The organism is Nocardia sp. X0981 (assembly GCF_977089955.1).
On sequence record NZ_OZ372435.1, the window covers coordinates 2766592 to 2791309 of the forward strand.

The 24718-nt window shown below is 66.8% G+C and carries 14 protein-coding genes and 1 tRNA gene; 6 read left to right on the forward strand and 9 right to left on the reverse strand.

What is annotated here, in order from left to right:
• Nucleotides 1–194 precede the first annotated feature (194 nt).
• Nucleotides 195–674, reverse strand: coding sequence for a GNAT family N-acetyltransferase (locus tag ACYR7D_RS12105; protein ID WP_040789278.1), 480 nt, complete (start codon nucleotides 672–674; stop codon nucleotides 195–197).
• Nucleotides 671–3730 carry an orotidine 5'-phosphate decarboxylase / HUMPS family protein gene (locus ACYR7D_RS12110; protein ID WP_157224087.1) on the reverse strand — a complete coding sequence of 1020 codons (3060 nt, stop codon included), beginning with the start codon at nucleotides 3728–3730 and terminating at the stop codon, nucleotides 671–673. Before ACYR7D_RS12110 ends, ACYR7D_RS12105 begins: the two co-directional genes overlap by 4 nt.
• A gap of 374 nt (nucleotides 3731–4104) precedes the next feature.
• On the opposite strand from ACYR7D_RS12110, the gene ACYR7D_RS12115 reads away from it, so the two are divergent.
• From ACYR7D_RS12115 to ACYR7D_RS12130, 4 genes are all read left to right on the forward strand, one after another.
• A complete protein-coding gene (locus ACYR7D_RS12115; protein WP_040789283.1) occupies nucleotides 4105–5304 on the forward strand; it encodes a cytochrome P450 family protein in 1200 nt (399 codons plus the stop codon).
• A gap of 10 nt (nucleotides 5305–5314) precedes the next feature.
• Nucleotides 5315–6604: a cytochrome P450 family protein gene (locus ACYR7D_RS12120; protein ID WP_280499764.1), complete on the forward strand. Its 1290-nt coding sequence runs from the start codon at nucleotides 5315–5317 to the stop codon at nucleotides 6602–6604.
• A gap of 76 nt (nucleotides 6605–6680) precedes the next feature.
• Complete coding sequence (locus ACYR7D_RS12125; protein ID WP_040789285.1) at nucleotides 6681–8492, forward strand: acyl-CoA dehydrogenase family protein; 1812 nt, start codon at nucleotides 6681–6683, stop codon at nucleotides 8490–8492.
• A 528-nt stretch (nucleotides 8493–9020) separates the two neighbouring features.
• Nucleotides 9021–9809 carry a hypothetical protein gene (locus tag ACYR7D_RS12130; protein ID WP_040789290.1) on the forward strand — a complete coding sequence of 263 codons (789 nt, stop codon included), beginning with the start codon at nucleotides 9021–9023 and terminating at the stop codon, nucleotides 9807–9809.
• Here ACYR7D_RS12130 and ACYR7D_RS12135 read toward each other — a convergent pair whose 3' ends face one another.
• The 5 genes from ACYR7D_RS12135 to ACYR7D_RS12155 all read right to left on the reverse strand — a co-directional run bounded on the left by ACYR7D_RS12135 (nucleotide 9810) and on the right by ACYR7D_RS12155 (nucleotide 12784).
• On the reverse strand, nucleotides 9810–10283 hold the full coding sequence (locus tag ACYR7D_RS12135) for a DUF488 domain-containing protein (RefSeq protein WP_040789292.1): 474 nt from the start codon (nucleotides 10281–10283) through the stop codon (nucleotides 9810–9812).
• 209 nt (nucleotides 10284–10492) lie between these two features.
• Nucleotides 10493–10846: a hypothetical protein gene (locus ACYR7D_RS12140; RefSeq protein ID WP_040789294.1), complete on the reverse strand. Its 354-nt coding sequence runs from the start codon at nucleotides 10844–10846 to the stop codon at nucleotides 10493–10495.
• Nucleotides 10847–11027: 181 nt separating this feature from the next.
• Complete coding sequence (locus ACYR7D_RS12145; protein ID WP_051132903.1) at nucleotides 11028–12101, reverse strand: tyrosine-type recombinase/integrase; 1074 nt, start codon at nucleotides 12099–12101, stop codon at nucleotides 11028–11030.
• A gap of 4 nt (nucleotides 12102–12105) precedes the next feature.
• Nucleotides 12106–12528, reverse strand: coding sequence for a hypothetical protein (locus ACYR7D_RS12150; protein ID WP_051132904.1), 423 nt, complete (start codon nucleotides 12526–12528; stop codon nucleotides 12106–12108).
• A gap of 174 nt (nucleotides 12529–12702) precedes the next feature.
• Nucleotides 12703–12784 (reverse strand) — tRNA-Leu (locus ACYR7D_RS12155).
• A 387-nt stretch (nucleotides 12785–13171) separates the two neighbouring features.
• Between ACYR7D_RS12155 and ACYR7D_RS12160 the strand changes: the two genes are divergently transcribed.
• Nucleotides 13172–22522, forward strand: a complete 9351-nt coding sequence (locus ACYR7D_RS12160; RefSeq protein WP_459549622.1) for a fatty acid synthase subunit beta domain-containing protein — start codon at nucleotides 13172–13174, stop codon at nucleotides 22520–22522.
• Nucleotides 22523–22533: 11 nt separating this feature from the next.
• Nucleotides 22534–22971 (forward strand): holo-ACP synthase AcpS, encoded by a 438-nt coding sequence (acpS, locus tag ACYR7D_RS12165; RefSeq protein WP_030525523.1) that lies wholly within the window; start codon nucleotides 22534–22536, stop codon nucleotides 22969–22971.
• A 102-nt stretch (nucleotides 22972–23073) separates the two neighbouring features.
• Here the strand turns inward: acpS and ACYR7D_RS12170 are convergent, their stop codons facing one another.
• Complete coding sequence (locus tag ACYR7D_RS12170) at nucleotides 23074–23694, reverse strand: TetR family transcriptional regulator (protein WP_459550126.1); 621 nt, start codon at nucleotides 23692–23694, stop codon at nucleotides 23074–23076.
• 219 nt (nucleotides 23695–23913) lie between these two features.
• Entirely contained in the window at nucleotides 23914–24645 is a 732-nt protein-coding gene (locus ACYR7D_RS12175) for an ABC transporter permease (RefSeq protein WP_459550127.1), read from the reverse strand.
• Nucleotides 24646–24718: the final 73 nt, after the last annotated feature.

The window sequence follows — 24718 nt, forward strand, 5'->3', positions numbered from 1 at the left end:
GTAGACACCGCGGTCCTGTCCTAGTTCTGCTGTAGTTCTGCGTAGCGGTGTTACGCGGCAGCGTCGCCTGACCTGGCGTTGGCCCGCTTCATGGATTGCAGTCGGTCGCCAGGCCCTGGCGTGCGATTCCTGAACAAGGATGAGCGGCCGGTGTCAATGCAGGGGCCAACGAGGCGAATCGGATACGGGAGAGCCTATTCCAGGGAAAGCGCGTAGACAGCTCGATCTCGGCCTGGGCCTTTGAAGTCGTTGGTGACGGAGACCCCATCGATCTCCCTGTCGCCCTCGAGGTTCTCGAACCCTAGTGCGATCCAACTGGAGTGTGCTGCGCGGTTTTCGGGTTCAGACGTCAAGTACAGTCGCGTGCAACCCCATCCCGCAGCTCGCGATCGCACTGCGCCGAGAAGCGTTCGTGCGATGTTGCGGCGGCGGTAGTGCGGATGAACCATTACGTCCTGTACGTACACGTCGGCGGGTTCGTCCTGGCTTCGGAAGGCGATGACTGCGCCGGCGAGTGTGTTCTCCTCGTCGACTGCCACGGGGCAGGTGGTGGAAAACAGCGTCGCATACAGCCAGTAGTCCGACAGGGTGCGCGCGCTGATGTAGGGCTCCCCGAGCTGCATGAGCTGTCGGACTTCGCCGATGTGTTCTGGCTGCAGCGGCGTGATGATCACGAATGCTCCTTGGCGCGGATCTTACGGGCAAGGGTGGCCAGCTGGCCGGCAGTATCGGCCGGTGCTACGGCGTCGGCAATGCTGCGACCGATTATGGCTATGTCCCATTCGTCACTACTCAGTGCGTCGTCGCCGGGGCTGAAGCCGCCGGAGACCGCGACGGGCAGTTGGCTGTATCTGCGGACCGCGGCGGCGGTGGCCAGGGGGTGATTGCTGCCGACACCGAGGTCGATATTGGTGGTGACTACGAAACCGTCGATGCCGGTGCGTTCCATATCGCGCAGCCAGGCGGGCGTGGCGTGCTCGGGTGTGGCATCGAGGGTGAGTGCAACACCGAGGCGCCGGGCTGCTGCGACCGCGGTAGAAACACTGGCCATCGATGCAGGACCGATCAAGAGGATGACATCAGCGCCGGCTTCAGCGGCGAGTTCGACCTGGTCCCGGCCCCAGTCTGCGGACATCATCTCAGCTACGACGGCGGTGTCCGGCGCGCACTGCTTGATCGCTTCGATTGCCGCGATGCCCTCCCGTTTGATCAGCGGGTCACCGACCTCGATAAAATCTACGTCGGCCTCGACGGCCACGTAGGCTATCTCGGTTGCCCGGTCGAGCGAATGAACATCGAGGGCCACCTGGAGCGAGCGCCTGCCGCGGCGCCGTCGATACCACTCCTGGATGCTGGGTGTTCCGGACTCATGTCGCCGTCGGACCGCTTCGGCTTCGCGCGCCACGAGCCAATGAGAGGACTCCTGACCACAGCGGACCAGGGCTTGCTCACGTTCGGGTGGCAATGTGATCCAGCCGGACCGAACTTCTTTGAGAAGCCCGATCAGACCGGTGTTTTCCCGGACTTGTAGATCCCGAGTGGTTGTGCCGCTGAGCATATGTATTCGGGTGATGAGCTTCGCTACGTGCACGGGGGGTCTGAGCCAGCTCTTATCAGTGGAGATGATGGCGAGGACTTGGTCCGTGAACGCTGGATCAGGCACCGGGTTCTGTCGCGCCGCGGTGATCGACTGGAGTGCTTGCTCGCGCACATGCCAGTTGTTGTCGGTGAGCATTAACCGAAGGACACGCTGGCAAGCGGCGGTGTCGAGGGCGCTGATCGCCCTGGCGAGGCCTGCTCGCACTTTGTAGTCGTAATCACCTGCGAGTTGCTCGATGAGGGAGTTCACCTGTGGAGGGCTGAGCGTGCCGCGTCCTGGCAATGATTCGGCGAGGGCCGCGCGTACACGCCAGTCGAGATTACGAACGAGTTGCTGCAGTAGATCGAATGGGTCGTGGCCCGCATTCGTGAACAGGTCGAAGTAGCGGGCGAGGAAGGCCGCTTCAGCAGGGCTGTCGAGGTCGATGCAGCTGACGATTCGAGTGCTGATCTCTACATTAAGGGCATCCTCGACATGTTTGGCGATGGAAGGCCAGAGCTGCGAGCCGTGAGTGCGTAGTTGTTCGACCACCCAGGGCGCGTGCTGATCGCCGAGGATTTCCGGGAGGTTCGGTGTGGCCAGCACCGCTTTGGTCAGTGCCTGCGACTGTGTACAGCGGTGGGCGGAGGAACGAATAGCATCTTCTGCCAGTACGCCGTTGGTTGCCATGGTTTCGAGCAACATCGGGAGCGCTACGTCCATCGTGATCGATGGCGCCAAGGCGATCACCTCGATGAGGTGGTGCGCGCGGGAATCGAGTGCACACACCACAAAATCGAACACATTGCGCGCCGCGGCGGACTGCGATGCGCGAACGGCCAGTTCGTTGAATGCGATGACGGTCGCGGCAGACCTCCCGGTCTCTGCTAACCGGTCCGAAATCCAGGTAGCAAGGAAGTAAGCACGGAAGATGTCGTGGGCGAAACGCGCACCTCCGTCGGAGGCCCGCTCCACGAAAAGAGGAGTCGGCTGCGGGGGCTCGGCGCGGTAATTGGTCTTCTGTGAAGGGGTGGTCAGAGACGGCGGAATCGCGTTCGGATCCAGTGCACGGGCTACCTGTATGAGGCTCTCGATGGTTGGCTCGATGGGTTGGGCGTTGCGGCCGAGAATAGTCCGCACGCAATGGTCGACAAGGCGAAACCCATTCGCCGGACCATTGCGAATTCCCTCCTGGAGGGGTTCTCCGGCGCTGTGAAGCAACTGCGAATACAGCGGGATAGATGCCAGGGATTGCAGCGGCCCCGGTAGGCGCGAGAACGGTATTTGGCTGTTGCGGCGCGTGCCGTCCCACCATTCGCGTGTCTCGGTCATCGTCCAGGGTGCAAGTGTGTACGAAGCCGTTGGTGACGCACTGATCTGTCTGAATGTAGAGGCCGCCAGGATCGGAAAAGGGGAGAGGTCGAGCTCGGGCGGTGTCCGGACGACGAGGACAAACCGAAGGTGATGGGAGTCTGTTTGGCGCAATATGCCATCGACTTGCCGACCGACGAAGGAAAGATGCTCCTCCGACGAAATGCCATCGATAACAACAACGCACGGAGATGCGAGCGCGCCTACGACACGCTCCAGAGTGAGTAACGCATCATCACCGCTCGATAACGAGGAATACCGCAGAACTTCGGTAGCCAGATCCGTAGTGGGCAGAACCCACGTCTGGCAAAGGTGAAGTTGGAAATCCACCGTTTCCCGGCATTCGCGGACCAAGTGTTGAGAGAGGCAGGTCTTTCCGCTACCCACACCGCCCGCGATGACGAATACCCTTGCCGTTGAGGCGAGGAACTGGCGAAACCTCCCGACTGCTGCATCATCGACCCGATACGGTACCTCCATGAGGACCGGCGTCGCTGTATCGAGGAGAGCCGCCGTTCGCCGCCTGGACCGGAGTCCGAAGTCAGGCCCGCTGGTCGCTGACTGATTCGGAATCGGTCCTGTTCCAAGGGGAGTGTCTTCCGCTTCGTGCTGAAGGATGAACTCGAACCTGGCTACTACGTCCGGGCCAGATCGGGCGAGTTCAGTATCGAGAATCTGCTGAGTCTCATACCGTAGCTTGGCTTCGATTCCGCGCCGTTCCCAGTTGGAGACCGCTGCATCGTTCACACCCAGGTGAGCAGCGAACTCGCGAACGCTCATCCTTGTGGCCTCACGCAAGGCGCGGGCTTCGTATCCCGTCCAGCGGGCCACCACTGACGCCATAGGCCCCGTTCATCCCCCTTATCGGTCGCCATCGAGACTGTCCGTCGAAACTCGGTCGAACACGAGAGTAGGACAAGTCTAGGGCAGCGGCTCATGTTCGCGAATCCTGTGCTCTGCCAGCCTGAATCTGCCTCAGCCGAACGTCGAACACCACAGCATTCCAGCCCTCCCGACGACGGCGGCGCCACGTGTACCGCAGGGGGACACGTGCATTCGATTTCTATGTATCCCTTGGAGTGTTTGTGAAGAGGTCTCTTGCCCGTCCAGCACAGACCCCATCCGGAGAATCGGGGACTGCGCAGGGCTCGCCGATGGCGCCGGACGGCCGGGCGGTGCCGCTATGGGGTGCGGCGTTCGCTGCCGATCCGGACCGCTTCTACCAGCAGACGCGGAAGCAGTTCGGACCGTTGGTCCCGGTCACGCTGGCCGATGATGTGCCGGTCACGTTGGTGACGGGCTACGGCAAGGCATTGGAGGTCCTGCGCGATGAGTTCTACTCCGCCGACCCGCGGGTCTGGCAGAAAGGTGTGCCAGGTGAATGTCCGGTGCGTCCGGGCTTGGAGTGGCGGCCGACCGCGGCACGCAGCTCTGGCGCCGATCATGACCGGTACCGGCGCGTGGTCGTCGATGTTCTGAGCGGGGTGAACCTGCACATGGTGCAGGCCCAGGTGGAACGCGTCGCGGTCGGCCTGATCAACCTGTTTTGTGACCGCGGGCAGGCTGATCTGCGCTCCGAATACGGTGTGCCGCTGGTGTACACGGCGCTGGGCCAGATCGCCGGGGTGCCCGAGGACGCGAATGCGCAGCTGTATCAGGCAGTGACCGAGCACCTGACCGCAGATGATGCCCAGGTCGCAGTGCAGGGATACGACCTGGCCACGGCGGTGCTGGCCGAGGTGGTGCGTCAGAAGAAGGCCGCACCGGCCGAGGACATAGCGACATGGCTTATGCAGCATCCGGCCGGCTTGACCGACGACGAGGTCGTACACCAGTTGGCGGAGTTCTACCTCTCCGGGGCTGAGCCGACCGTGTCGTTGCTGGTGAATACGTTGCGGCTGTTCCTCACCGACGACCGCTTTACCGGTGATGTCCTCGGCGGGGCGCTCGGGGCCCGCGAAGCGGTCGAGGAGACGTTGTTCCTCGACCCGCCGGTGGCGAACGGATGCGTGCGGTATCCGACCGCGCCACGGCTGGACGGAGTGTGGCTGCCTGCGCATCAACCGGTGGTCATCGGCATTCGAGCGGCCAACGCGGATCCGGCCATTCAGGCCGCCGAACGCCACGGTAACCGCGCGCATCTGGCGTGGGGCGCGGGCGCACATCAATGCCCGTCCAGTGTTCTCGCGCTGCTCATCGCCACTACCGGACTCGAACAGCTGCTTGATGCGCTGCCGGTGATGAAGCTGGCGATTCCCGCCGAGCAGCTCAGTTGGTTTCCGACCCCGTTCCTGCGTGCGCTTTCCGCGCTTCCCGCGACGTTCCTCCCCGCGCCGCCGCTGCACCTTTCGTAAGGACCATCCCGTGCAATCCCATTCGCTGCACACCAGTGCACCGCAAATCACCGCCTCTCAGTCGTATCCCTCGATCGAGAGTTTCGGGCCCCGCTACCGCATGTACGACCAGGCGTTCGCCCAAGACCCTCACGCGGTCTACCAGCGGATGCGTGCCGGTGCCAGACCGATGGTGCCGGTGCTGCTGGCCGAGGACGTGCCGGCAACTCTGGTCATCGGCTACGACACGGCGAAACGGGTCCTCAACGACGATGACCGGTTCCCGGCCGACCCGCGGACGTGGCAGAAGACGCTGCCGACCCGGCATCGGTTGCGGCCGATGATGGAATGGCGCCCCAACACGCTCCGCGCGGCCGGCGACGAGCACGGCCGATACCGGAAAGCGCTGAATCGCGGATTGACGGTGGTCGACCTGCACTACGTGCGCGCGGCCGCCGAACGCACAGCGATCTCGCTGATCAACAGCTTCTGCCGGGACGCGAGCGCGGACCTGGTCAGTCAGTACTTCTCGCCTCTCTTCACGTCCGTCCTGACCAGCGACATCATGGGCTGCCCGCCCGAGTTGCTCGGCGATGTCCTGACCGCGACCGCGGCGATGTTCGACACCGACGCCACCGTCGATGTCGAGGCGATGCTGGGCAGTGCGCTCGGCGCGCTCATGGCCTCGAAAAACGGGTGCCCGGCGCACACCGATGTCACGGCCAATCTCGTGCACACCGCCACCGACCTGGCGCACGAGGAGAAACTGCACCAGCTGGTGACGCTGCTGACCGCAGGTATCGAGGTGCCGCGTAACCACGCCGCCAACACGACCCTGCTGATGCTCACCAACGACCGCTACCGCCACAACGAGGCAGGTTTCGCCCCACCGGTCGAGGACGCGATGGTCGAAAACCTGACCTTCGACCCGCCGATGGCGAACTACGCCCCCCGCTATCCCCGGGCCCGCACCCTGCTCGACGGTATATGGCTGCCCGCGCACCAGCCCGTGCTGATCAGCATGGCCGCCTGCAACAACGATCCCACAATTCGCCGGACCAACGACAGCGACTGGGATTACGGCGGCGGAAACGGCTGGCACTTGGGCCACGGAGCCGGTCGGCACCGCTGCCCGGAGATGACCCGCCGATCCTCGGACCTGATAGTCGGCGCGGCCATCGGCCAGCTCTTCGACGCGTTGCCCGATATGCAGCTGGCCATCCCGCGCGAGCAACTCACCTGGCGCCCGGGGCCCTTCCACCGTTCACTCACCGCGCTGCCGGTCGCGTTCCCACCAGCAGAGCCTTTGCTCATCCCGTAGCCGCACGTCCGCCTGTACCTCGGCACCAGTTCGAATGATCCGCTCGATTGAGCACTACCGAAATGAGTTGTGCACCATGACAACAACACTCGACCAGATCAGCCCCATCGGATACCAGGGCGACGACCCCACCGTGGCCGCTCTGCGCGACTCGATCTACGGCCCGTACCTGGCGACCTACCGTAAAGCGCGCGAGCTGATCATGCGGCTCGGCGACGTCCCCCAGGATCACCTGCCCTACGCGCTGGAAGCCGGAATCGCCCCGGACCTGCTGCGCAGCGTGCTGTCCGAGGTCGGTGTCCCTGCACGCGAGATCACTGCCGATACCCACCTGCGGGGTGCGCTGGGCGACTGGGCCGCGGTCGCCGCCCCGCACTTGCTGACGGTGTGGACCGGGCATTTCGACCTCGCGATCGGCGCGATCGCGACCCACGGCACCGGCGCCCCCTACCAGCAGCAGTGCCTCGCCGACCTCGACACCGGCGCAGCCGTCGGTGTCCTGGCCCTGACCGAGCTCGGCGGCACCAACGGTGCCGACCAGCAGATGCAGGCGGTCTGGGATCGCGACGCGGACGGATTCTGGCTGTCCAGCCCCACGATCGGGTCGGTGAAAGGCCCGCCGAATATCGCCGACAACACTGTCCCGAAGATCGTGGTGTTCAGTGCGCGCCTGATTTTCGAGGGCCGCGACGAGGGCGTGTTCCTGTTCCTGTCCCGCCTGCGCACGGTCGAAGAAGGGTTGGCCGACGGTGTCGAGGTGGGCGAGATGTCCAGCAAACTCGGCGCCGCGATGGACCATGGCTGGGCCCTGGCCGACCGGCTGTTCGTCCCTCGCGAGGGGTTCCTCGGCGGGGAGTGGGCCACGATCACCGACGACGGCGAGTTCCGCTGCGATGAAGCCGATGCGCGGTGGCGCTGCCATCGCTCCATCAGCCCACTCGTCGGTGGCCGTCTCGATCTGGCCACCGCCAATATCGCCGCCGCCCGCGCGGGAGTCGCCGGACTGGTCAACTACAGCAAGCAGCGGCCTCACGGTCACAGTGACGTCCTGCAACGCGACCTCGTCACCTCCGCCGCACACGCCTACGCGGGCAGCGTGCTGGGCCGGCTGGTCCGCGACCTGTCCACGGACCCCGGCCAGCAGGAGCGATTGCCGCTGTGGATGACGGTGGTCAAACCGGTCCTGACCACGATCGCGGAGAAAGCGCTGCGCACGTGTAGCGCGCGTGGGGGTGCCCAGGGGCAGCTACGCTGCAACTACTACCCCGACTGGAACGCCAACGCTCGCGGCTCCACAACCGCCGAAGGCGACAACCAAGTCCTGGAGAAATCCGCCGGACGCACCCACCAAGCCCTGTCGACGCTGATCCTGCCCGGAACCCCGACCGTGCGACCGTGGTGGCTCGACATGATCATCACCCGCGAGACGATCCTGGCCACCGACCTCTACACCGCCACAGGAATCGATCAGGCCGGCGAAAACTACGAACCCGACGGCACCGCGCTGGGCATTGACTCGATCAGGGCCGACCTCGCCCGCACCACCGGTGCCAGGCTCATGGCAACTGCTGCCCTGATCGTCGCGGAGGAGGCTACCGACCCGACCGCCGCGACCGTGGCCCGAGCATGTGCGGCGGTGGTCGCGCTCACCTACCTCGACCGGCACAGCGGTTGGTACAACGCCCACCGCCAGCAGGCCCCGGACCTGGCAGAGGAGATCCACGACGAACTGCGACACAACCGCGTCATTGTCACCGCCAACCAGATCCTCCTTGCCGCCGCCTTCGATATCCCCGAACTTCCGGACGCCCCGATGTTCGCCCCCGACTACCTACAGGCATGGAGTGACCGCGCCGGCTGGGACAAGGCAAAGCTCGCGAACCGATGAACACGGTGCCGTACCGTGTGCGTGCCGGAATCGCCGATCGTGATCGGTGGCGGTCCTGGCATGCAGATTGCGCGGAGGGGGAGCCGTCATTCGCCTGCTACGAGGAGGCGGATTTCGTCCGTCGGCTGCACGGCGGCCACGGTGCGGCATGCGTGCGATTCGCTGCCGCGGTTGCATGGCTCGATGGCCAGGCCGACGACGACTACGCATAGCCCCGGTTGCGGAGATGATCCTGCGCATTTTGGCCAACCCGGGCGATCGGACCGGCGGACACCACGATTCCCAGCCCCTGGTCGTCGTTCCGCAGTCGTTGGAGAACACCTCGAAGCTGGTTGCCTCGCCATTGTCGGTTACGACTGTCACCGACGGTGCAATCGTGAGACACCCTGGGCGACAACTGTTGTCGATTTGCCTCGGTGCTGATGCACTGTGTGTTTTCCTGGTTGTATGGGAGGAAGTGGCCGGGTAGACGGTGCCGATTCCCCAGGTATGAGGCCGCCGCGGCCTGGGGAGGAGACGGCGGCTGTCATGGTCACCGTCAAGACCTATCCCAATCCGAGCGACAGCTACGGCGAGACGGTATGTGTCGCCGGCGTTCGACTCGATCGAGGCCGTCCGGAGTGGATCCGCCTGTACCCGGTGAAGTTCCGCAACGCGGACTTCGACAGTCAGTTCAGGAAGTACGAGATCATTCGAGTGAATGGTACGTATCACCAGGTGAAAGACAACCGGCCGGAGTCTTTCCGGCCGCGTCAGGACGAGTTGGTGCGCGTTGAGCTGCTGGACACGAGCAGGAATTGGCAGCGGCGGCGTATGAACCTCGGCAGCCTTGTCGGCGGGACCACGATGTGTGAACTCCTCGACCGGAATCCGGTGGGCGGTATGGGTATCCCATCACCGTCGCTGGGGCTGATCAAACCTGTCGATATCGAGACTGCGGTCGTCGATGGCGACTCGTGGACCCCGGCCGAGCAGGCGAAGATCGACAGAGCCTCGGCGCCGGACTTGTTCGGCAGCTCGCTCGAGCCTCTTCAGCCCGCGCCGTTCGCGGTCCGGTACAAATACCGCTGCGAAAGCCCGAAGTGCCCCGGACACAAGCAAAAGGTTCTCGACTGGGAGGCCGGGCAGAGCGGCAGAAAATGGTTGCGCGACTACGGGGATACCGGCGCCAGGGAAGCCATGCTGAAGAAATGGCGCGACGAGATGCTGTCGGCGGACAACGATGTGCACTTCTACGTCGGTAACCAGAATCGTCGTCGCCGCGCCTTCTCCGTCCTCGGTGTCTGGCGTCCGAAGATCGAGAACACCTTGTTCTGACTAGATGTGGACTACGGCCGCGTTCGGTCGAGCCTCGAGAAGTCGGTGCACGACGATGTTCCGGTGACACTCGGCGTGGTTGTGCTCGAAGCAGAGCAGCGCCACCGCGCCGTCGTCGAGAAGTTCACAGACGTGGGCCAGCGCGTCATGCGCCGCAGCGCTGTCGAGGACCTTCCTATACCGGGTGCGGGAGGCCGGATCACCTGCGCGGAAGCCGGCACGATTGTCTTTCGGATTGCCGAGCGCTCGGTGATGGACATAGCCGATGCCCGCTGCGGCGAGGGCCTCCGACAGCTTGGTCTTCGACAATCCGGGTTTACGGCTGAGCGGGGTGAGGCGCACGTCGACGAGGACACGGACGTCCTCGTCGAGCAGTTGAGCAACGAGATCATCGACGGTTTTCCCCTCGTAACCGATGCTCACCAGGGTTCCCTCGGGGGTGTCGTGCACAGCGTTGCTGTCAGCGGCTTCCATGGCTCCCTATCGTGCAACACCGGCGTCGGCGGGATTGCAATAACCCCCGGTGACGCGATGCAACCGTGACGACAGTCCAGAAGGACGGGCAACGCGCGGCGGTGCATGTCCTGGACGTCCTGAGCTTTCGCCGAGCCGCTCACGATGCTTCGTCGCCCGATATGGCGAGCAAGTGCTCGCCATATCGGGCAACGGAGCGATTTTCTCGATCAGGTGTGCTTGGTCAGGCCCTGCAGGGCAGTATGTACATCGGCCACCTCGTCGAGGAGGGAATTGAGCCGGTCGAGCAAATTCGCCCGTCGTTGGTGAGCGCTGACCGTCTCCGCTTCCGGTAGTTCGGTAACCTCGCGTGGCTGGACACGTGTAGGCGTCGCTGAGGTGTCGTGGCCGAAGATCTCACTGCACAGCCGGCGGACATGGTCCTCGTCGCTGCGGGCGAACCGCCACACGTCTGAGTCCGGCGTGAGCGTTCCACCGAGTTCGTCGGCCGCATCATGGAAGCGTGGGTTGTAGGGTGCTTCGACTTCCACCTCGGCTCCGACCGAGATGATTACACTTTGCATGGCGGAGGTCCTCTCTCCGTGTCTGCCCCGGCCCGGTGTTAGCCCACCGGCCGGGGCGCATTAGATCTGCCGGGCCCGACGCTATATGTCGTCGGCCGAGGCGCTCAATACATTCTGGTGAAAACTGCTGTACATCAGCGCTTTTCGTTCTTTCCGCCGGAAAGTGGCGGATCCGGCTCGGTCAGGGCAGGCTCCTGCGATTCGATGTCGCTCTATTCGGCTGCGAGCTCTCTTCTGCATGTATCAGGGGGTGTGGTTCGTTCGTCAAGACGGACAAGGCGGCAGCGACTTCATGAAGGTTGGCCTTGACATAGGTGGCGGTAGTGCCTGCCTTTTTGCTGGAGTGTCCGGCGTATTCCTTGGCGATCGCGTAGCTGAACGTGCGTTCGACCCAGGTGAGGGTGGTGTGGCGGAGCCAGTGGGTGCTGACTCCCTGGGTGAGGACCCAGGGCAGGTGTTCGCCGATGCGGTTCCAGAGGTGGTCGTAGCGGCGGTGCGTGATCGGTTTGCCGTTGCGGTAACGCAGTAGTTGCTCCGATTGCGGGCTGTGGCGGTTCTGGGCGTGGGCGGTGAGATGGGCCATCAGGGTGGGGGAGACCGGTTGCCAGCGGTCGGTTCCGTCCTTCTCGCGGAGGTAGATCAGGCATTGGGTGGTGTCGAGGTCGTGGGGGCGCAGTCCCAGCGCGCCGCTGCGGCGGCAGGCGGTTTCGATATGCAGCCGCAGCAGCAACGAGTCGAGTTCTTGGTCGTTGCCGGTCGTGGCGGCGATACGGCAGATATCGGCGAGTTGGTGGGTAGGGATTGCGTAGCGGTGTGATTTGCGGCGGGTGGGGCGAGTGAGGGTGCGTGCGGGGTTGTCGGCGGGACGGATCCAGCCTTTCTCCTCGGCGTGGCGGTAGACGCAGCGGACGGTGGAGATGAAGTGTTCGACCGCGCTGGCGCCGCCGCGGGAGGCCCGGTTGACCCGTACGGTCGTGCGGACAGATTCGGCCAGCTGGTCGAAGTCGGGTTTGGTCACTTGGTCGAGTCGGCGATCACCCCAGCACTGTTCGAGTCTGTCGAGGTGTGTGCCGTAGGTGCGGCGGGTGCCGGGGCGCAGGGTTGCGCGCACCGCAGGGACGATCTCGGCGAAGGTAGGTGCCGCAACGGTAGGCGTGAGCAGATCCGCGGGGGAGAGACCCATCTGGGTGAGCAACAGCCTGGCCGCAGCGAGGGTGTCGGCCGGGGGAGTTGTGGACTGGTGGGTTGATGTCATCGGGTCACCTGCCCAGGAGTTCGATGCGGGCACCGAGCAGGTTCTCCAACGTCGCGGGAGGATGCACGAGAAGGCGTCCGCTGCTGCGGCGGCCGATCAGCAGTACCCGGTCGCCGACGAACAAGTGGACACGGCGTCGCTGGCGGAACGGAACCCGGAAGAAGCCGCCAGGGGTGACGTGGACCGGCCCGTCCAGGAGCTGCCCGACGAGCAGTGCATCGTCGGTGACGTCTATATGCAGGCGTGTGCCCGGGGCCCAGCCGAGAGCAGCGAAGAGGTGATGGTCGAGGATCCGGCCTGCTTCGCCCACCGTGCAGATGCCGTAGACGACATCGCCGTCGGCTACACGATGCGCTGGGGCGACGGGTGCGGAACCGTGGACCAGTTGGTCCAGCGGTGCCTGTGGGGGGATGAGTGCCGGGATCATCGAACCTCCTGGCGGTGGCTGCCGAATCGCGGCGCCGAGGAGCTGATGGCGGGTATGGTTGGCGAATCTGCCAGAAATTTCCGCAGGTCAGTAGGCATATTGCCTGGTCCCTTCGTGTGTTCGAGTGCGCTCGAACACACGGCACGCAAACCCAGCAAATTTGCTGGGTATTTGTGCGCGAGGGGGGACTTGAACCCCCACGTCCGTGGACACCAGAACCTAAATCTGGCGCGTCTGCCAATTTCGCCACTCGCGCTGATGGTACGACCGTCCAAACTCTACCGGGCCGCCGCTGGAACGCGAAGACGTGGGCGGGTGTTTTGTACCCACCGGTAACCCCACCTGCGATTATAACGATTTTGTAACCCTCAATATGAGGGGTGCTCATGTTTCGCGCGGGTAAGTACGCCATTTCACCTGCGCCTTCGAACATGAGGAAGGTTCATGTTTCTGGTGATTCTGGTACGGAGGTACATGAATACTGGCGGGTAATCGACACGCGGGCGGGCAAACGTGAGGATTTCCTCATGATTTTGTGTCATTCTCGCCGGTGTCAGGCCGACGGGTGTGGAATGCCCGCGCGCGCACTGGGAGCCGGGGAAGCCTCCGAAGACATGTCGCCACGAGAGAAAGCCGAAGCGTCTTGACGATGAACGAGAGCACTGCGTCCGGGGCCGGAAACCGGGTGAATGTGCCCGCGGCCGCGGGCGGGACTGTCTCCGAGACGAATCGCACACCGCTGCTGGACCGGTTGCGTGAAGGAACCCCCTACGCCCTGGCCTTCGGTGGGCAGGGCGCCAGCTGGCTCGGCGAGCTGGCCGAGATCGGCCGGGACGCGGCCCTCGAGCCCGAGCTCACCGCACTGGTCAACGAAGCGGCCACGCTGCTGGAACCGGTGGCAGAGCAACTGCTGATGGTGCGTCCAGTGGGCTTCGATCCGGTGGCCTGGATGCTGGAAGACGAACTCGCCGACGACGACACCGAGACCTCGGACGCGCCGCCGGAGCGGGTACTGCGCTCGGCGGCGGTCTCCATGCCCGGCGTCCTGCTCACCCAGCTGGCCGCACTGCGGGCGCTGCGGCTGCAGGGGCTGGACCCGGCCGAGTTCGCGCCGGTCGCGGTGGTCGGGCACTCCCAGGGCCTGCTGGCGGCGACCGCGGTGAAGACCTGCGGGCAGCGCGACGCGGAGATGCTGGCGCTCGCCCAGCTCATCGGTGCGGCGGCCGTTCTGGTCGCGCGGCGGCGCGGACTGATGCCGGTGGGGGAGCGTTCCTCCATGGTCGCGGTCTCCAATGTCGATCCCGACCAGCTGCGGGCCGTGCTCGCCGAGGTGGCCGAGGGCGTCGACCCGCAGGCGGCGGCGGTGCTGTCGATCCGCAACGGCCGGCGGCGAGTGGTGCTCTCCGGTACCCCCGCCCAGCTGCGGCGTGTGCAGCAGCGCTGCGATCGGTTGCACGACGAACAGGAGCGGGAGCGGGCCGCCAAACAGCGCGGCGGTGCGGTATTCGCGCCGGTCTTCGAAGACCTCGACGTCGATGTGGCGTTCCATCACCCCGCGCTCGCCGAAACGGTCGAGCTCGTTTCGGGCTGGGCGGGACAGTGTGGCCTCGACACCGACCTCGCCGGGGAACTGGCTCAGCAGATTCTCGTCGACCCGGTCGACTGGGTGGCCACCATCGACGAAGTGGTGGCCTCCGGTGCGCAGTGGATCCTGGACCTCGGCCCCGGCGACCTGCTGTCCCGGGTGAGCAGTGGCTCCCTGAAGGGCAGCGGCGTCGGCATCATCGCCGCCGCCACCCGCGCGGGGCAGCGCGGCCTGCTGACACCGGGTGCGACGCCCGAGGTGGCGCAGCCGTGGTCGGCCTTCGCGCCGCGGCCGGTGCGGCTGCCCAACGGCCGGATCGTGGTGGAGACCTCCTTCACCCGGCTCACCGGACGCTCGCCCATCCTGCTGGCGGGAATGACCCCCACCACGGTGGACGCGAAGATCGTGGCCGCGGCCGCCAATGCCGGACACTGGGCGGAACTGGCCGGTGGCGGCCAGGTCACCGAACAGATCTTCGCCGATCGGGTGGAGGAACTGAAGAAACTGCTGCATCCGGGACGGCAGGTGCAGTTCAATTCGCTGTTCCTGGACCCGTACCTGTGGAAACTGCAGCTCGGTGGTAAACGGCTGGTTCAGCGGGCCCGCGCGGCGGGCGCTCCGTTCGACGGTGTGGTGGTGACCGCCGGTATCCCGGAGCTCGAGGAAGCCGTCGCGCTGATCGAGGAACTGACCGAGGTGGGCATCGGCCACGTCGCGTTCAAACCGGGCACCGTGGCGCAGATCCGCGCCGTGCTGCGGATCGCCGACGCGGTGCCGGACTACCCGGTGATCGTGCACATCGAGGGCGGTAAAGCCGGTGGGCACCACTCCTGGGAGGACCTGGACGACCTCCTGCTCGAGACCTACGCCGAGCTGCGCGCCCACGGCAATGTCGTGGTCTGCGTCGGCGGTGGGATCGGGACTCCGGAACGGGCCACCGAATACCTGACCGGTGCCTGGTCGGCCGTACACGGTTACCCGGCCATGCCGCTGGACGGTGTGCTGGTGGGGACCGCGGCGATGGCGACCCTGGAGGCCACCACGGCGCCGGAGGTGAAACAGCTGCTGGTCGACACCCCGGGCACCCCGGACTGGGTGGGCGCCGGTACCGCGAGCGGCGGTATGGCCTCGGGACGTAGCCAGCTGGGCGCCGATATCCACGAAATCGACAACGCGGCCTCCCGGACCGGTCGGCTGCTGGACGAGGTCGCCGGTGACGCCGAGGCGGTGGCGCGACGGCGCACCGAGATCATCGACGCGCTGAACGTGACCGCCAAACCGTACTTCGGCGATGTGGCGGCCATGACCTACCTCGCCTGGCTGGAACGCTATGTGGACCTGGCCGTCGGCCGGGACAGCCGCCAGGAGTTCGACTGCGGTAGCGACCTCGGCGACGCGATCGCCGAGTCCACCCGCTCGGTCTGGCTGGACATCAGCTGGCGGGACCGGTTCGCCGAAATGCTGCGCCGGGCCGAGGCCCGGCTGGCGCCCGCCGACCGTGGCGAGATCGATTCCCTGTTCCGCGACGAGGATCTCGAGAACCCCGCCGCGGTGCTGGCCACGCTGCGCGAACAGTACCCCGCGGCCGCCGAGACATTGCTGCACCCCGCGGACGTCCCGTTCTTCGTGACCCTGTGCAAGACCCCCGGCAAACCGGTGAACTTCGTACCGGTGGTCGATCAGGACGTGCGGCGCTGGTGGCGCTCCGATTCGCTGTGGCAGGCGCACGATCCGCGGTATTCGGCCGATCAGGTGTGCGTGATCCCGGGCACCGTCTCGGTCGCCGGGATCACCCGGGTGGACGAGCCGGTGGGCGAACTGCTGGACCGGTTCGAACAGGATGCCGCCTACAGCATGGTGCGCGCCGGTGCGGTGCCGGTCGCGGTGGACGCGCGCCGGGTCGCCGCGGTGACCAGCGGGCCCATCGATGTGGTGCTGGCCGCCCCCGATGTGAACTGGTCGGGCCGGGCGACCGTCAACCCGGTGCACCGGTTGGGCGATCTGGGCGAATGGATCGTGGACGAGAAGGGCGCGGTGCATCCGCCGTCCGGCGCCACCCTCGCCGAGGCCGAGGGCCCCGAGCCCGAGCATTCCTATGTCGAGCTCACCGTGCCGCTGTACGCGGGGCATACCGTGCGTATCCGGATCACCGTTCCCGTCTCGGTATACAACGGGGGCGCGCCCCTGGTGACCGAGGCCGATGCCGATACCGCCATGTCGGCGCTGCTGGGGGTGGCCGCCGGTCAGGCGCTGCCCGAGGTGAAGAACAGTGTCGCGCATCTCAACCTGGCCTGGACCCCGGACCTCGTGGCCGATCACGCCGGTGTCACCGGTTCCGGGCTGCCCGCGCACCTGAGCACACTCGGCCGCACGGTGCCCGATGTGCTGGTGGGTGCCTGCTGGCCGGCCGTGTTCGCGGTGCTGGGCGCTGCCCGCACCGAGGCCGGTACCAGCGTGATCGAAGGCATGCTGGACCTGGTGCATCTCGATCACCGCGTCGAACTGCTGCGCGAACTTCCCGATGCCACCAGCATTCTCGTCGTACGCGCCGAATCCGGCACTGTCGTCGACACCGATCTCGGCCGGGTGGTCGAGGTCGAGGTCACCGTCGGCGAGATGCGGGATCAGGGCCTGGACGTGGTGCCGCTGGCCCGGCTCACGGAGCGTTTCGCGATCCGCGGCCGCACCGGTTCCGGCGAACTGACCGATCCGCCGCGCGCCGCGGGCACCGTGAGCGCGGATGCCACCGAAACCCCGCGGCGCCGCCGCCGCGATATCACGATGGTCGCGCCGCGCAGCATGGCCGCGTTCGCCGCGGTCTCCGGCGACCACAACCCCATCCACACCAGCGATTCCGCCGCGAAGCTGGCCGGGCTGGGCAGCCCGATCGTGCACGGTATGTGGCTGTCGGCCGCCGCGCAGCACGCGGTATCGGCGGTGGACCCGCAGGCGACCGTTCCGGCGCGCACACTGACCGCGTGGACCACGCGGTTCCTCGGCATGGTGCGCCCGGGTGCGGAAATAGATGTGCGGGTGGAGCGGATCGCGGTCGACGCCGGCGACGAGATCGTCGAGGTCTCCTGCCGTACCGGCGGGGATCTGGTGATGACCGCCACCGGCCGCACCGCCGCCCCGAAGACGGTGTACGCCTTCCCGGGCCAGGGCATCCAGCGCAAGGGTATGGGCCTGGACGCCCGGACCCGGTCCAAGGCGGCCAAGGAGATCTGGGACCGCGCCGATAAGCACACCCGGGAAGCGCTCGGCTTCTCCATCCTCGCGGTGGTCCGGGACAACCCGACCTACCTCAAGGCGCGCGGTGTCGAGCACCGGCACCCGGACGGCGTGCTGCACCTGACCCAGTTCACGCAGGTCGCCATGGCCACCCTGGGGGTGGCCCAGGTCGCCGAACTGCGTGAAGCCGGTGCGTTCGTGGAGGGCGCGCTGCTGGCCGGGCATTCGGTCGGTGAGTACAACGCGCTGGCCGCGGTCGCCGGAGTGCTGCCGCTCGAGGCCGTTCTCGAGGTGGTGTTCCAGCGCGGTTCGGCGATGCACGAGCTGGTGCCGCGCGATGCCCAGGGACGCAGCGACTACCGGATGGCGGCCATCCGGCCGTCTCAGATCGGGCTTCCCGACGCCGAGGTGGTCGGATTCGTCTCCGCGGTGGGCGAGCGGGTCGGCGAGTTCCTCGAGGTGGTGAACCTCAACCTGCGCGGGGCGCAGTACGCCATCGCGGGTACGGTCGCCGGCCTGGAGGCGCTGGAAGAGGAAATCGAGCGGCGCCGGGCGGAATTCGGCGGTAAGCGCGCCTTCATCCTGGTGCCCGGTATCGACGTGCCGTTCCATTCGACCGTGCTGCGCAAGGGTGTGCCGGAGTTCCGGGGCAAGCTCGAGCAGTTGCTGCCGGAGGAACTGCGCCCGGAGGTGCTGGTCGGCCGCTACATCCCCAACCTCGTGCCCAAACCGTTCTCGCTGGAGCGTGAATTCGTCGCCGAGATCGCCGATCTGGTGCCTTCGGAGCCGCTGGCGGAGGTCCTCGCCGATTTCGATTCCTGGGCGCAGCGGCCGAGCGAGCTGTGCCGGGTGGTGCTGATCGAACTGCTGGCCTGGCAGTTCGCCAGCCCGGTGCGGTGGATCGAAACCCAGGACCTGCTGTTCGGCGACCTCGGTGTGGAGCGGTTCGTGGAGGTCGGCCTGGCCGCCACCCCGACGGTGGCCAACCTGGCGAGCCAGACGCTGAAACTGCCCGATTTCGCCACCAGCACCGTGGAAGTGCTCAATATCGAGCGCGAGGCGGCGATCGTCTACTCGACCGATACCGACCCGGCGCCCGTGGAGGAGCCGGTCGAGGAGATCGCCGAGGCTCCGGCCGCTGCGGCCACCCCGGCCCCGGCCGCCGCTCCCGCTCCGGCGGCCACCGGCGGCCCGCGGCCGGACGATATCGCTTTCACCGCCGCGGACGCGACCAGGGTGCTGATCGCGCTGTGGACCAAGCTCCGGATCGATCAGATCGGGCCGGTCGACACCATCGAGGGCCTGTGCGACGGTGTGTCCTCACGGCGTAACCAGCTGCTGGTCGACCTCGGATCGGAGCTGTCGCTGGGTGCCATCGACGGTGCGGCGGACGCCGATATGGGTGCGCTCTCGGCCACCGTGGAACGGCTCGCTCGTACGTACAAACCGTTCGGCTCGGTGCTCAGCGATGCGATCAACGATCATCTGCGCAAGGTGTTCGGGCCCTCCGGTAAGCGACCGGCCGCGATCGCCGAACGTGTGAAGAGGGTCTGGGAGCTGGGCGACGGCTGGGCCAGCCATGTCACCGCCGAGGTTTCGCTCGGCACCCGGGAGGGCGCCAGCGTCCGCGGTGGCGACCTGGGTGGGCTCGTTTCCGGTGTCCTCGGTGACGGAGCGGCTGTGGATGCCGCGATCGACGCCGCCGTGCAGTCGGTGGCGGCCCGGCGCGGGATCAGCGTGTCGCTGCCCGCCGCCGGTGGCTCCGGTGGTGGCACGGTGGACGCCGCCGCGCTGGGTGAGTTCACCGAGCAGATCACCGGTAAGGACGGTGTGCTGGCCTCGGCCGCCCGCCTGGTGCTGGAACAGCTCGGCCTGAACGAACGGACCTCGGTCCCGGAGGCCACCGACGAGGGCCTGGTCGACCTGGTGTCGGCCGAACTGGGCTCGGACTGGCCGCGGCTGGTCGCGCCGGCTTTCGACGCGCGCAAGGCGGTACTGCTCGACGACCGGTGGGCGAGCGCACGGGAGGATCTGGCCCGGTTCTGGCTGGGCTCGGACGCCGAGACCGCGCAACTGCCGGTCGACGGATTCCAGGGGGCCGGTGAAGCCGTTGCCGCGCAGGCCGACTGGTGGCGGCAGCGGGCCGTGCGCGAGGCGCGGTCGGTGCTCGCCGGTCATTACGAGCGGATCGCCGCCGCGGCACGTGACAGCGCGGAAGCGGGACAGTGGTCGGCGGATGTCGCCGTGATCACCGGCGCCAGCAAGGGCTCCATCGCGGCGGCGGTCGCCGGACGACTGCTGGCCGGCGGCGCCACCGTCGTGGTGACCACCTCCCGGCTGGACGACGACCGCCTCGGCTTCTACCGCGACCTCTACCGCGCTCATGCCCGCCACGGCGCCGCGCTGTGGGTGGTGCCGGCGAATATGGCCTCCTACACCGATATCGACGCGCTGATCGAATGGGTCGGCACCGAGCAGGTGGACAATGCCGGTGGTGCCAAGGTCAAGACCAAGGACGCCCTGACCCCCACCCTGCTGCTGCCGTTCGCGGCGCCGCGGGTGTCGGGTTATCTCTCCGACGCGGGCGCGCGCGCCGAAATGGAGATGCGGGTTCTGCTGTGGTCGGTCGAGCGGTTGATCGGCGGACTGTCGCGGCTCGGTGCGGACCACGATGTCGACGCGAAATTGCATGTGGTGCTGCCGGGTTCGCCCAACCGCGGTCTGTTCGGCGGGGACGGTGCCTACGGCGAGGCCAAGGCCGCGCTGGATGCCGTCGTCGCCAAATGGCATGCCGAGAAGTCGTGGTCGGCCCGGGTCACCCTGGTGCACGCGCTGATCGGCTGGGTGCGCGGTACCGGCCTGATGGGCCACAACGATCCCCTGGTGGAAGCCGTCGAGAAGGCGGGTGTGCGGACCTGGTCGACCGGTGAGATCGCGGACGAACTGCTGGAGTGGGCGACCGCACAGGCCCGTACCGAGACCACCACCGGTCCGCGGCAGATCGACCTGACCGGTGGCCTGGCCGAAGCCCAGCTGGATCTGCCCGAACTGGCGAAGCAGGCGCAGGAGGCCGCGGCCGCCGCGACGGCCGATGATGCCGCGACCGCGGACACCGCGGCGCGGATCGCCGCGCTGCCGGCACCTCCGACGCTGAGCTCCGCGCTGCCCGTACCCGAATGGGGCGAGGTGACCACCGATCTCACCGATATGGTCGTGATCGTCGGCGCCGGTGAGCTCGGCCCGTACGGTTCGGCGCGTACCCGGTTCGAAATGGAGGTCTCCGACGAACTGTCCGCCGCGGGCGTCCTGGAGCTGGCCTGGACCACCGGCATGGTGACCTGGGAGAACGATCCGAAGCCCGGCTGGTACGACACCGAATCCGGTGACTACGTACCCGAATCGGAGCTGGCGGACCGCTACCACGACGCCGTCGTCGCACGTTGCGGTATCCGCCGCTACGAGGACGACGCCGCCATGGTCGACAACAGCAGTCCGTTGATGACCTCGGTGTTCCTCGATCAGGATCTGTCGTTCACGGTTGGTAGCGAGGCGGAGGCGCGTGCCTTCCACGCCGCGGCTCCGGAGCATACGGTGATCACGCCGATCGCCGATTCCGGCGACTGGACGGTGACCCGTAAGGCCGGTACCGAGATCCGGGTGCCGCGCCGGGCCAAACTGTCGCGGACGGTCGGCGGTCAGATCCCCACCGGCTGGGATCCCACCGTATGGGGTATCTCCGCCGATATGGCGTCCTCGGTGGACCGGGTCGCGCTGTGGAACATCGCCTGCACGGTCGACGCCTTCGTGGGCTCCGGGTTCAGCCCGGCCGAACTGATGAGCTGGGTGCACCCGAGCCTGGTGGCCAACACCCAGGGCACGGGTATGGGCGGGATGTCGTCCATGCGTTCGCTCTACGTCGACAACCTGCTGGGTGAACCGCGGCCGAACGACATCCTCCAGGAGGCGCTGCCCAACGTGGCGCTCGCGCATGTCGTGCAGTCCTACGTGGGTAGCTACGGCGCGATGGTGCATCCGGTGGCGGCCTGCGCCACCGCCGCGGTCTCGGTGGAGGAGGGCGTCGACAAGATCCGGCTCGGCAAGGCCGAGGTGGTCGTGGCCGGCGGCTTCGACGATCTGGGTATCGAGGGCATCGTCGGCTTCGGCGATATGTCCGCCACCGCGGACTCGGCGGCCATGAGCGCCAAGGGGATCAGCGACCGCTACTTCTCCCGCGCCAACGACCGCCGCCGCGGCGGGTTCGTGGAATCGCAGGGTGGTGGCACCGTGCTGCTGGCCCGCGGTGACGTCGCGCTCGAGCTCGGACTGCCGGTGCTCGGTGTGGTGGCCTACGCTCAGTCCTTCGCCGACGGCGTGCACACCTCGATCCCCGCACCCGGACTCGGTGCGCTGGGTGCGGGCCGGGGCGGCCGGGAATCCCGGCTCGCCGCGGAACTGCGCAAACTCGGCGTCGGACCGGACGATATCGCGGTGGTCTCCAAGCACGACACCTCCACCGCGGCCAACGATCCGAACGAGTCCGAACTGCACGAGCGGCTGGCCGCGGCCATCGGCCGCTCCGAGGGCGCCCCGCTGTTCGTTGTCTCGCAGAAGAGCCTCACCGGGCACGCGAAGGGCGGTGCCGCGGCGTTCCAGCTGATCGGCCTGTGCCAGGTATTGGAGAACGGTGTGGTGCCGCCGAACCGGAGCCTGGACTGCGTGGACGAGAAGATGCGGGAATACCCGCATCTGGTGTGGGTGCGGGAGGCGCTGCGCTTCGGTGACCGGTTCCCGCTCAAGGCGGGTCTGGTGACCTCGCTCGGCTTCGGCCATGTCTCGGGGCTGCTGGCGGTGGTGCATCCGCAGGCCTTCGTGCAGGCGATCGAACCGGGCCGGCGTGAGGAATACCAGCGCCGGGCGCAGGAACGCCGGCTCGCGGGGCGGCAGCGGATCGCCGAGGCGATGTGCGGTGGCGCGGCGCTCTACGAGCGTCCGGCCGACCGCCGGCTCGGCGGTGACGGCACCCCGGCCGCGCGTTCGCGCGGTCTGGAAGCGGAAGTGTTGCTGTCGGAGGGCGCCCGGCTGGGTGCCGACGGGGTCTACCAGGTCGGTGGAGCCGGTTGCGAGACCGGGCAGTTCGCCGGTGGTGCTTCCGCTGCCGACGGCGCCGGTACACCGTAGGCTGCGCCACTGTGACCATCCTCGGAATCGGCTTGGACCTGGTGACCATCTCCGAGTTCGCCGAACAGCTGGACCGTGCCGGAACGACGATGCTCCGGGAGAGTTTCACCGCCGGTGAACGACGCTACTGCCAGAGCAAGGCCACCGATCCGGCGCGTAGTTACGCGGCGCGGTGGGCGGCGAAGGAGGCCGTGCTCAAGGCCTGGGCCTCCTCCCGCTTCGCGCGCCGCCCGCAGATCGGGGACAACCCGTATCCGCTGATCGAAGTGGTCAACGACGCGTGGGGCCGGCCGAGCATCAAATTGCACGGCTTGGCCGCGGAATTCCTGCCGCGCGTCCGGGTGCACCTGTCGCTCACCCACGACGGGGACACCGCCGCCGCCATGGTGGTGCTGGAGGACCCCGGTGAACTCGCCGATCTGATCGAAGGCCGGTCACCGGAGAACTGACGGACAACAGGACGGCCCGCAGCGATCCGCTGCGGGCCGTCCGCTCGTTTCGGCACCGAGCCGGTGTCCGGGGTGCTGGGACGCACGGGCCGGGAGCGCCTGTCAGCGTTGGCTGGCGGTACGGGATTCCTTCTCCGCGACCAGGAGATAGGCGACCATGAGTCGTTTGAGTTCGGCGACCGCGTCGGCGTGGCTCTGCTCGTCCTGTACCGAGAAATTCAGCATCGAATACACCACGTGCACCAGCACCTCGGCCATCATGGTGCGCCGCCCGCGTGGGGTGCGCGGGGTGAGCGGGCGCAGCATCTGCGAGACGACTTCGGCGAACTCTTTTTCGTGGATGGCCCCGGTGGCCCGGGTGGACGGTGTGGACTGCATCGCCAGCCACACCTCGCGCCGGGACGGATCGGTCATCCACAGGCTCGCCAGATGGTCGACGAACTGGTTCATATGGCGCAGCCAGTCCAGCGACGGGATCTCACCGTGGAAATCGGCGAGTTCGCGGGACACCGCGACCAGATCCTGCCGGTTGAGTTCGCAGACGATGACGTATTTGTTGGCGAAGAACTGGTAGAGAGTGCCGATCGGCACCTCGGCGCGGGCGGCGACCTCTTCACAGGTGAACGATTCGAAACCCACTTCGACCAGGAGTTCCCGTGACGCCTGCAGCAGTGCGTCGAACTTTCGTTTACTGCGTTCCTGGGTCGGACGCCGCCGGGGCATGAGTTCCTGGGGGTCGTCCTGGAGTTCCAGCGCAGGGTCCGGACGCCGTTTCGCCTTGGCCTCCGTGCGTACGTTCACCTGTCCCAGGCTAGCGGTAGGGCGAAGTCCGTGGTGCGGAGTGTGCAACACGGAATGTGACTCTGTCATGTCTCACCACGAAAATCCCGCCGATCCGGGGCGCGGGACACCGATCGCGCGTGGTCCGGCGGGATCATCCGGTCAGTTCCGGGTGCGCCGGCGGAAGAGGATCAGCGCCGTGAGATACGCCACCACGGCGATACCGCCCCACCAGGCGAGTGCGAGAACCGCGCTGTTACCCATCGGGGTTCCCACCAGTAGAGCGCGCAGGGTTTCGATCACCGGGGTCACCGGCTGGTGCTCGGCGAATCCACGCAGCCAGTTCGGCATGGTCTCCGGGGGTACGAACGCGCTGCTTATATAGGGAAGGAACATCGCGAAGATGGTGAATCCGTTGGCGGCTTCCGGGCTACTGGCGATGAGCCCGAAACAGGCGGAGACCCAGGACAGCGCCAGCACGAGCAGGGCGAGAAGCGCGGCCGCGGCGAGCCAGCGCAGCGGGTCGGCGGTGGGGCGGAAGCCGATGACCAGCGCGACACCGACGACCACGGCGGTGGCGGCCGTATTGCGCAGCAGACTCTCGGCTACATGGCCGGTCAGGAACGCGGAGCGGCTGATGGCCATGGTGCGGAAGCGGTCCACTATGCCCTCGGTGATATCGACCGAGATGCCGACGGCGGTGGTCGCGGCGCCGAAACTGGCACACAGGAGAATGATTCCGGGTACGACGTAGTCGACGAAGGCGCTGTTGCCGACGTCCATGGCACCGCCGAAGACGTAGACGAACATGAGCAGGATCATGATCGGCAGGGCCAGGGTGCTGATGAGCGCGTCGGGGCTGCGCAGGGTGTGGCGGATATTGCGGCCCATCATGGTGGCCGCGTCCTGGGCGCTGTGGGTGAGAGTGGTCACGGGTCGGCTTTCTGTGTCGCGGGTCGGTCGTGGC

Excerpts from the sequence above, each read along its gene's own strand:
- ACYR7D_RS12110 (WP_157224087.1), bottom strand. The coding sequence starts at position 3,730 with ATGAGCGTTCGCGAGTTCGCTGCTCACCTGGGTGTGAACGATGCAGCG.
- ACYR7D_RS12125 (WP_040789285.1), top strand. The coding sequence starts at position 6,681 with ATGACAACAACACTCGACCAGATCAGCCCCATCGGATACCAGGGCGAC.
- ACYR7D_RS12175 (WP_459550127.1), bottom strand. The coding sequence starts at position 24,645 with ATGATGGGCCGCAATATCCGCCACACCCTGCGCAGCCCCGACGCGCTC.
- ACYR7D_RS12140 (WP_040789294.1), bottom strand. The coding sequence starts at position 10,846 with ATGCAAAGTGTAATCATCTCGGTCGGAGCCGAGGTGGAAGTCGAAGCA.
- ACYR7D_RS12130 (WP_040789290.1), top strand. The coding sequence starts at position 9,021 with ATGGTCACCGTCAAGACCTATCCCAATCCGAGCGACAGCTACGGCGAG.
- ACYR7D_RS12150 (WP_051132904.1), bottom strand. The coding sequence starts at position 12,528 with ATGATCCCGGCACTCATCCCCCCACAGGCACCGCTGGACCAACTGGTC.
- ACYR7D_RS12170 (WP_459550126.1), bottom strand. The coding sequence starts at position 23,694 with ATGCCCCGGCGGCGTCCGACCCAGGAACGCAGTAAACGAAAGTTCGAC.
- ACYR7D_RS12145 (WP_051132903.1), bottom strand. The coding sequence starts at position 12,101 with ATGACATCAACCCACCAGTCCACAACTCCCCCGGCCGACACCCTCGCT.
- ACYR7D_RS12135 (WP_040789292.1), bottom strand. The coding sequence starts at position 10,283 with ATGGAAGCCGCTGACAGCAACGCTGTGCACGACACCCCCGAGGGAACC.
- ACYR7D_RS12115 (WP_040789283.1), top strand. The coding sequence starts at position 4,105 with ATGGCGCCGGACGGCCGGGCGGTGCCGCTATGGGGTGCGGCGTTCGCT.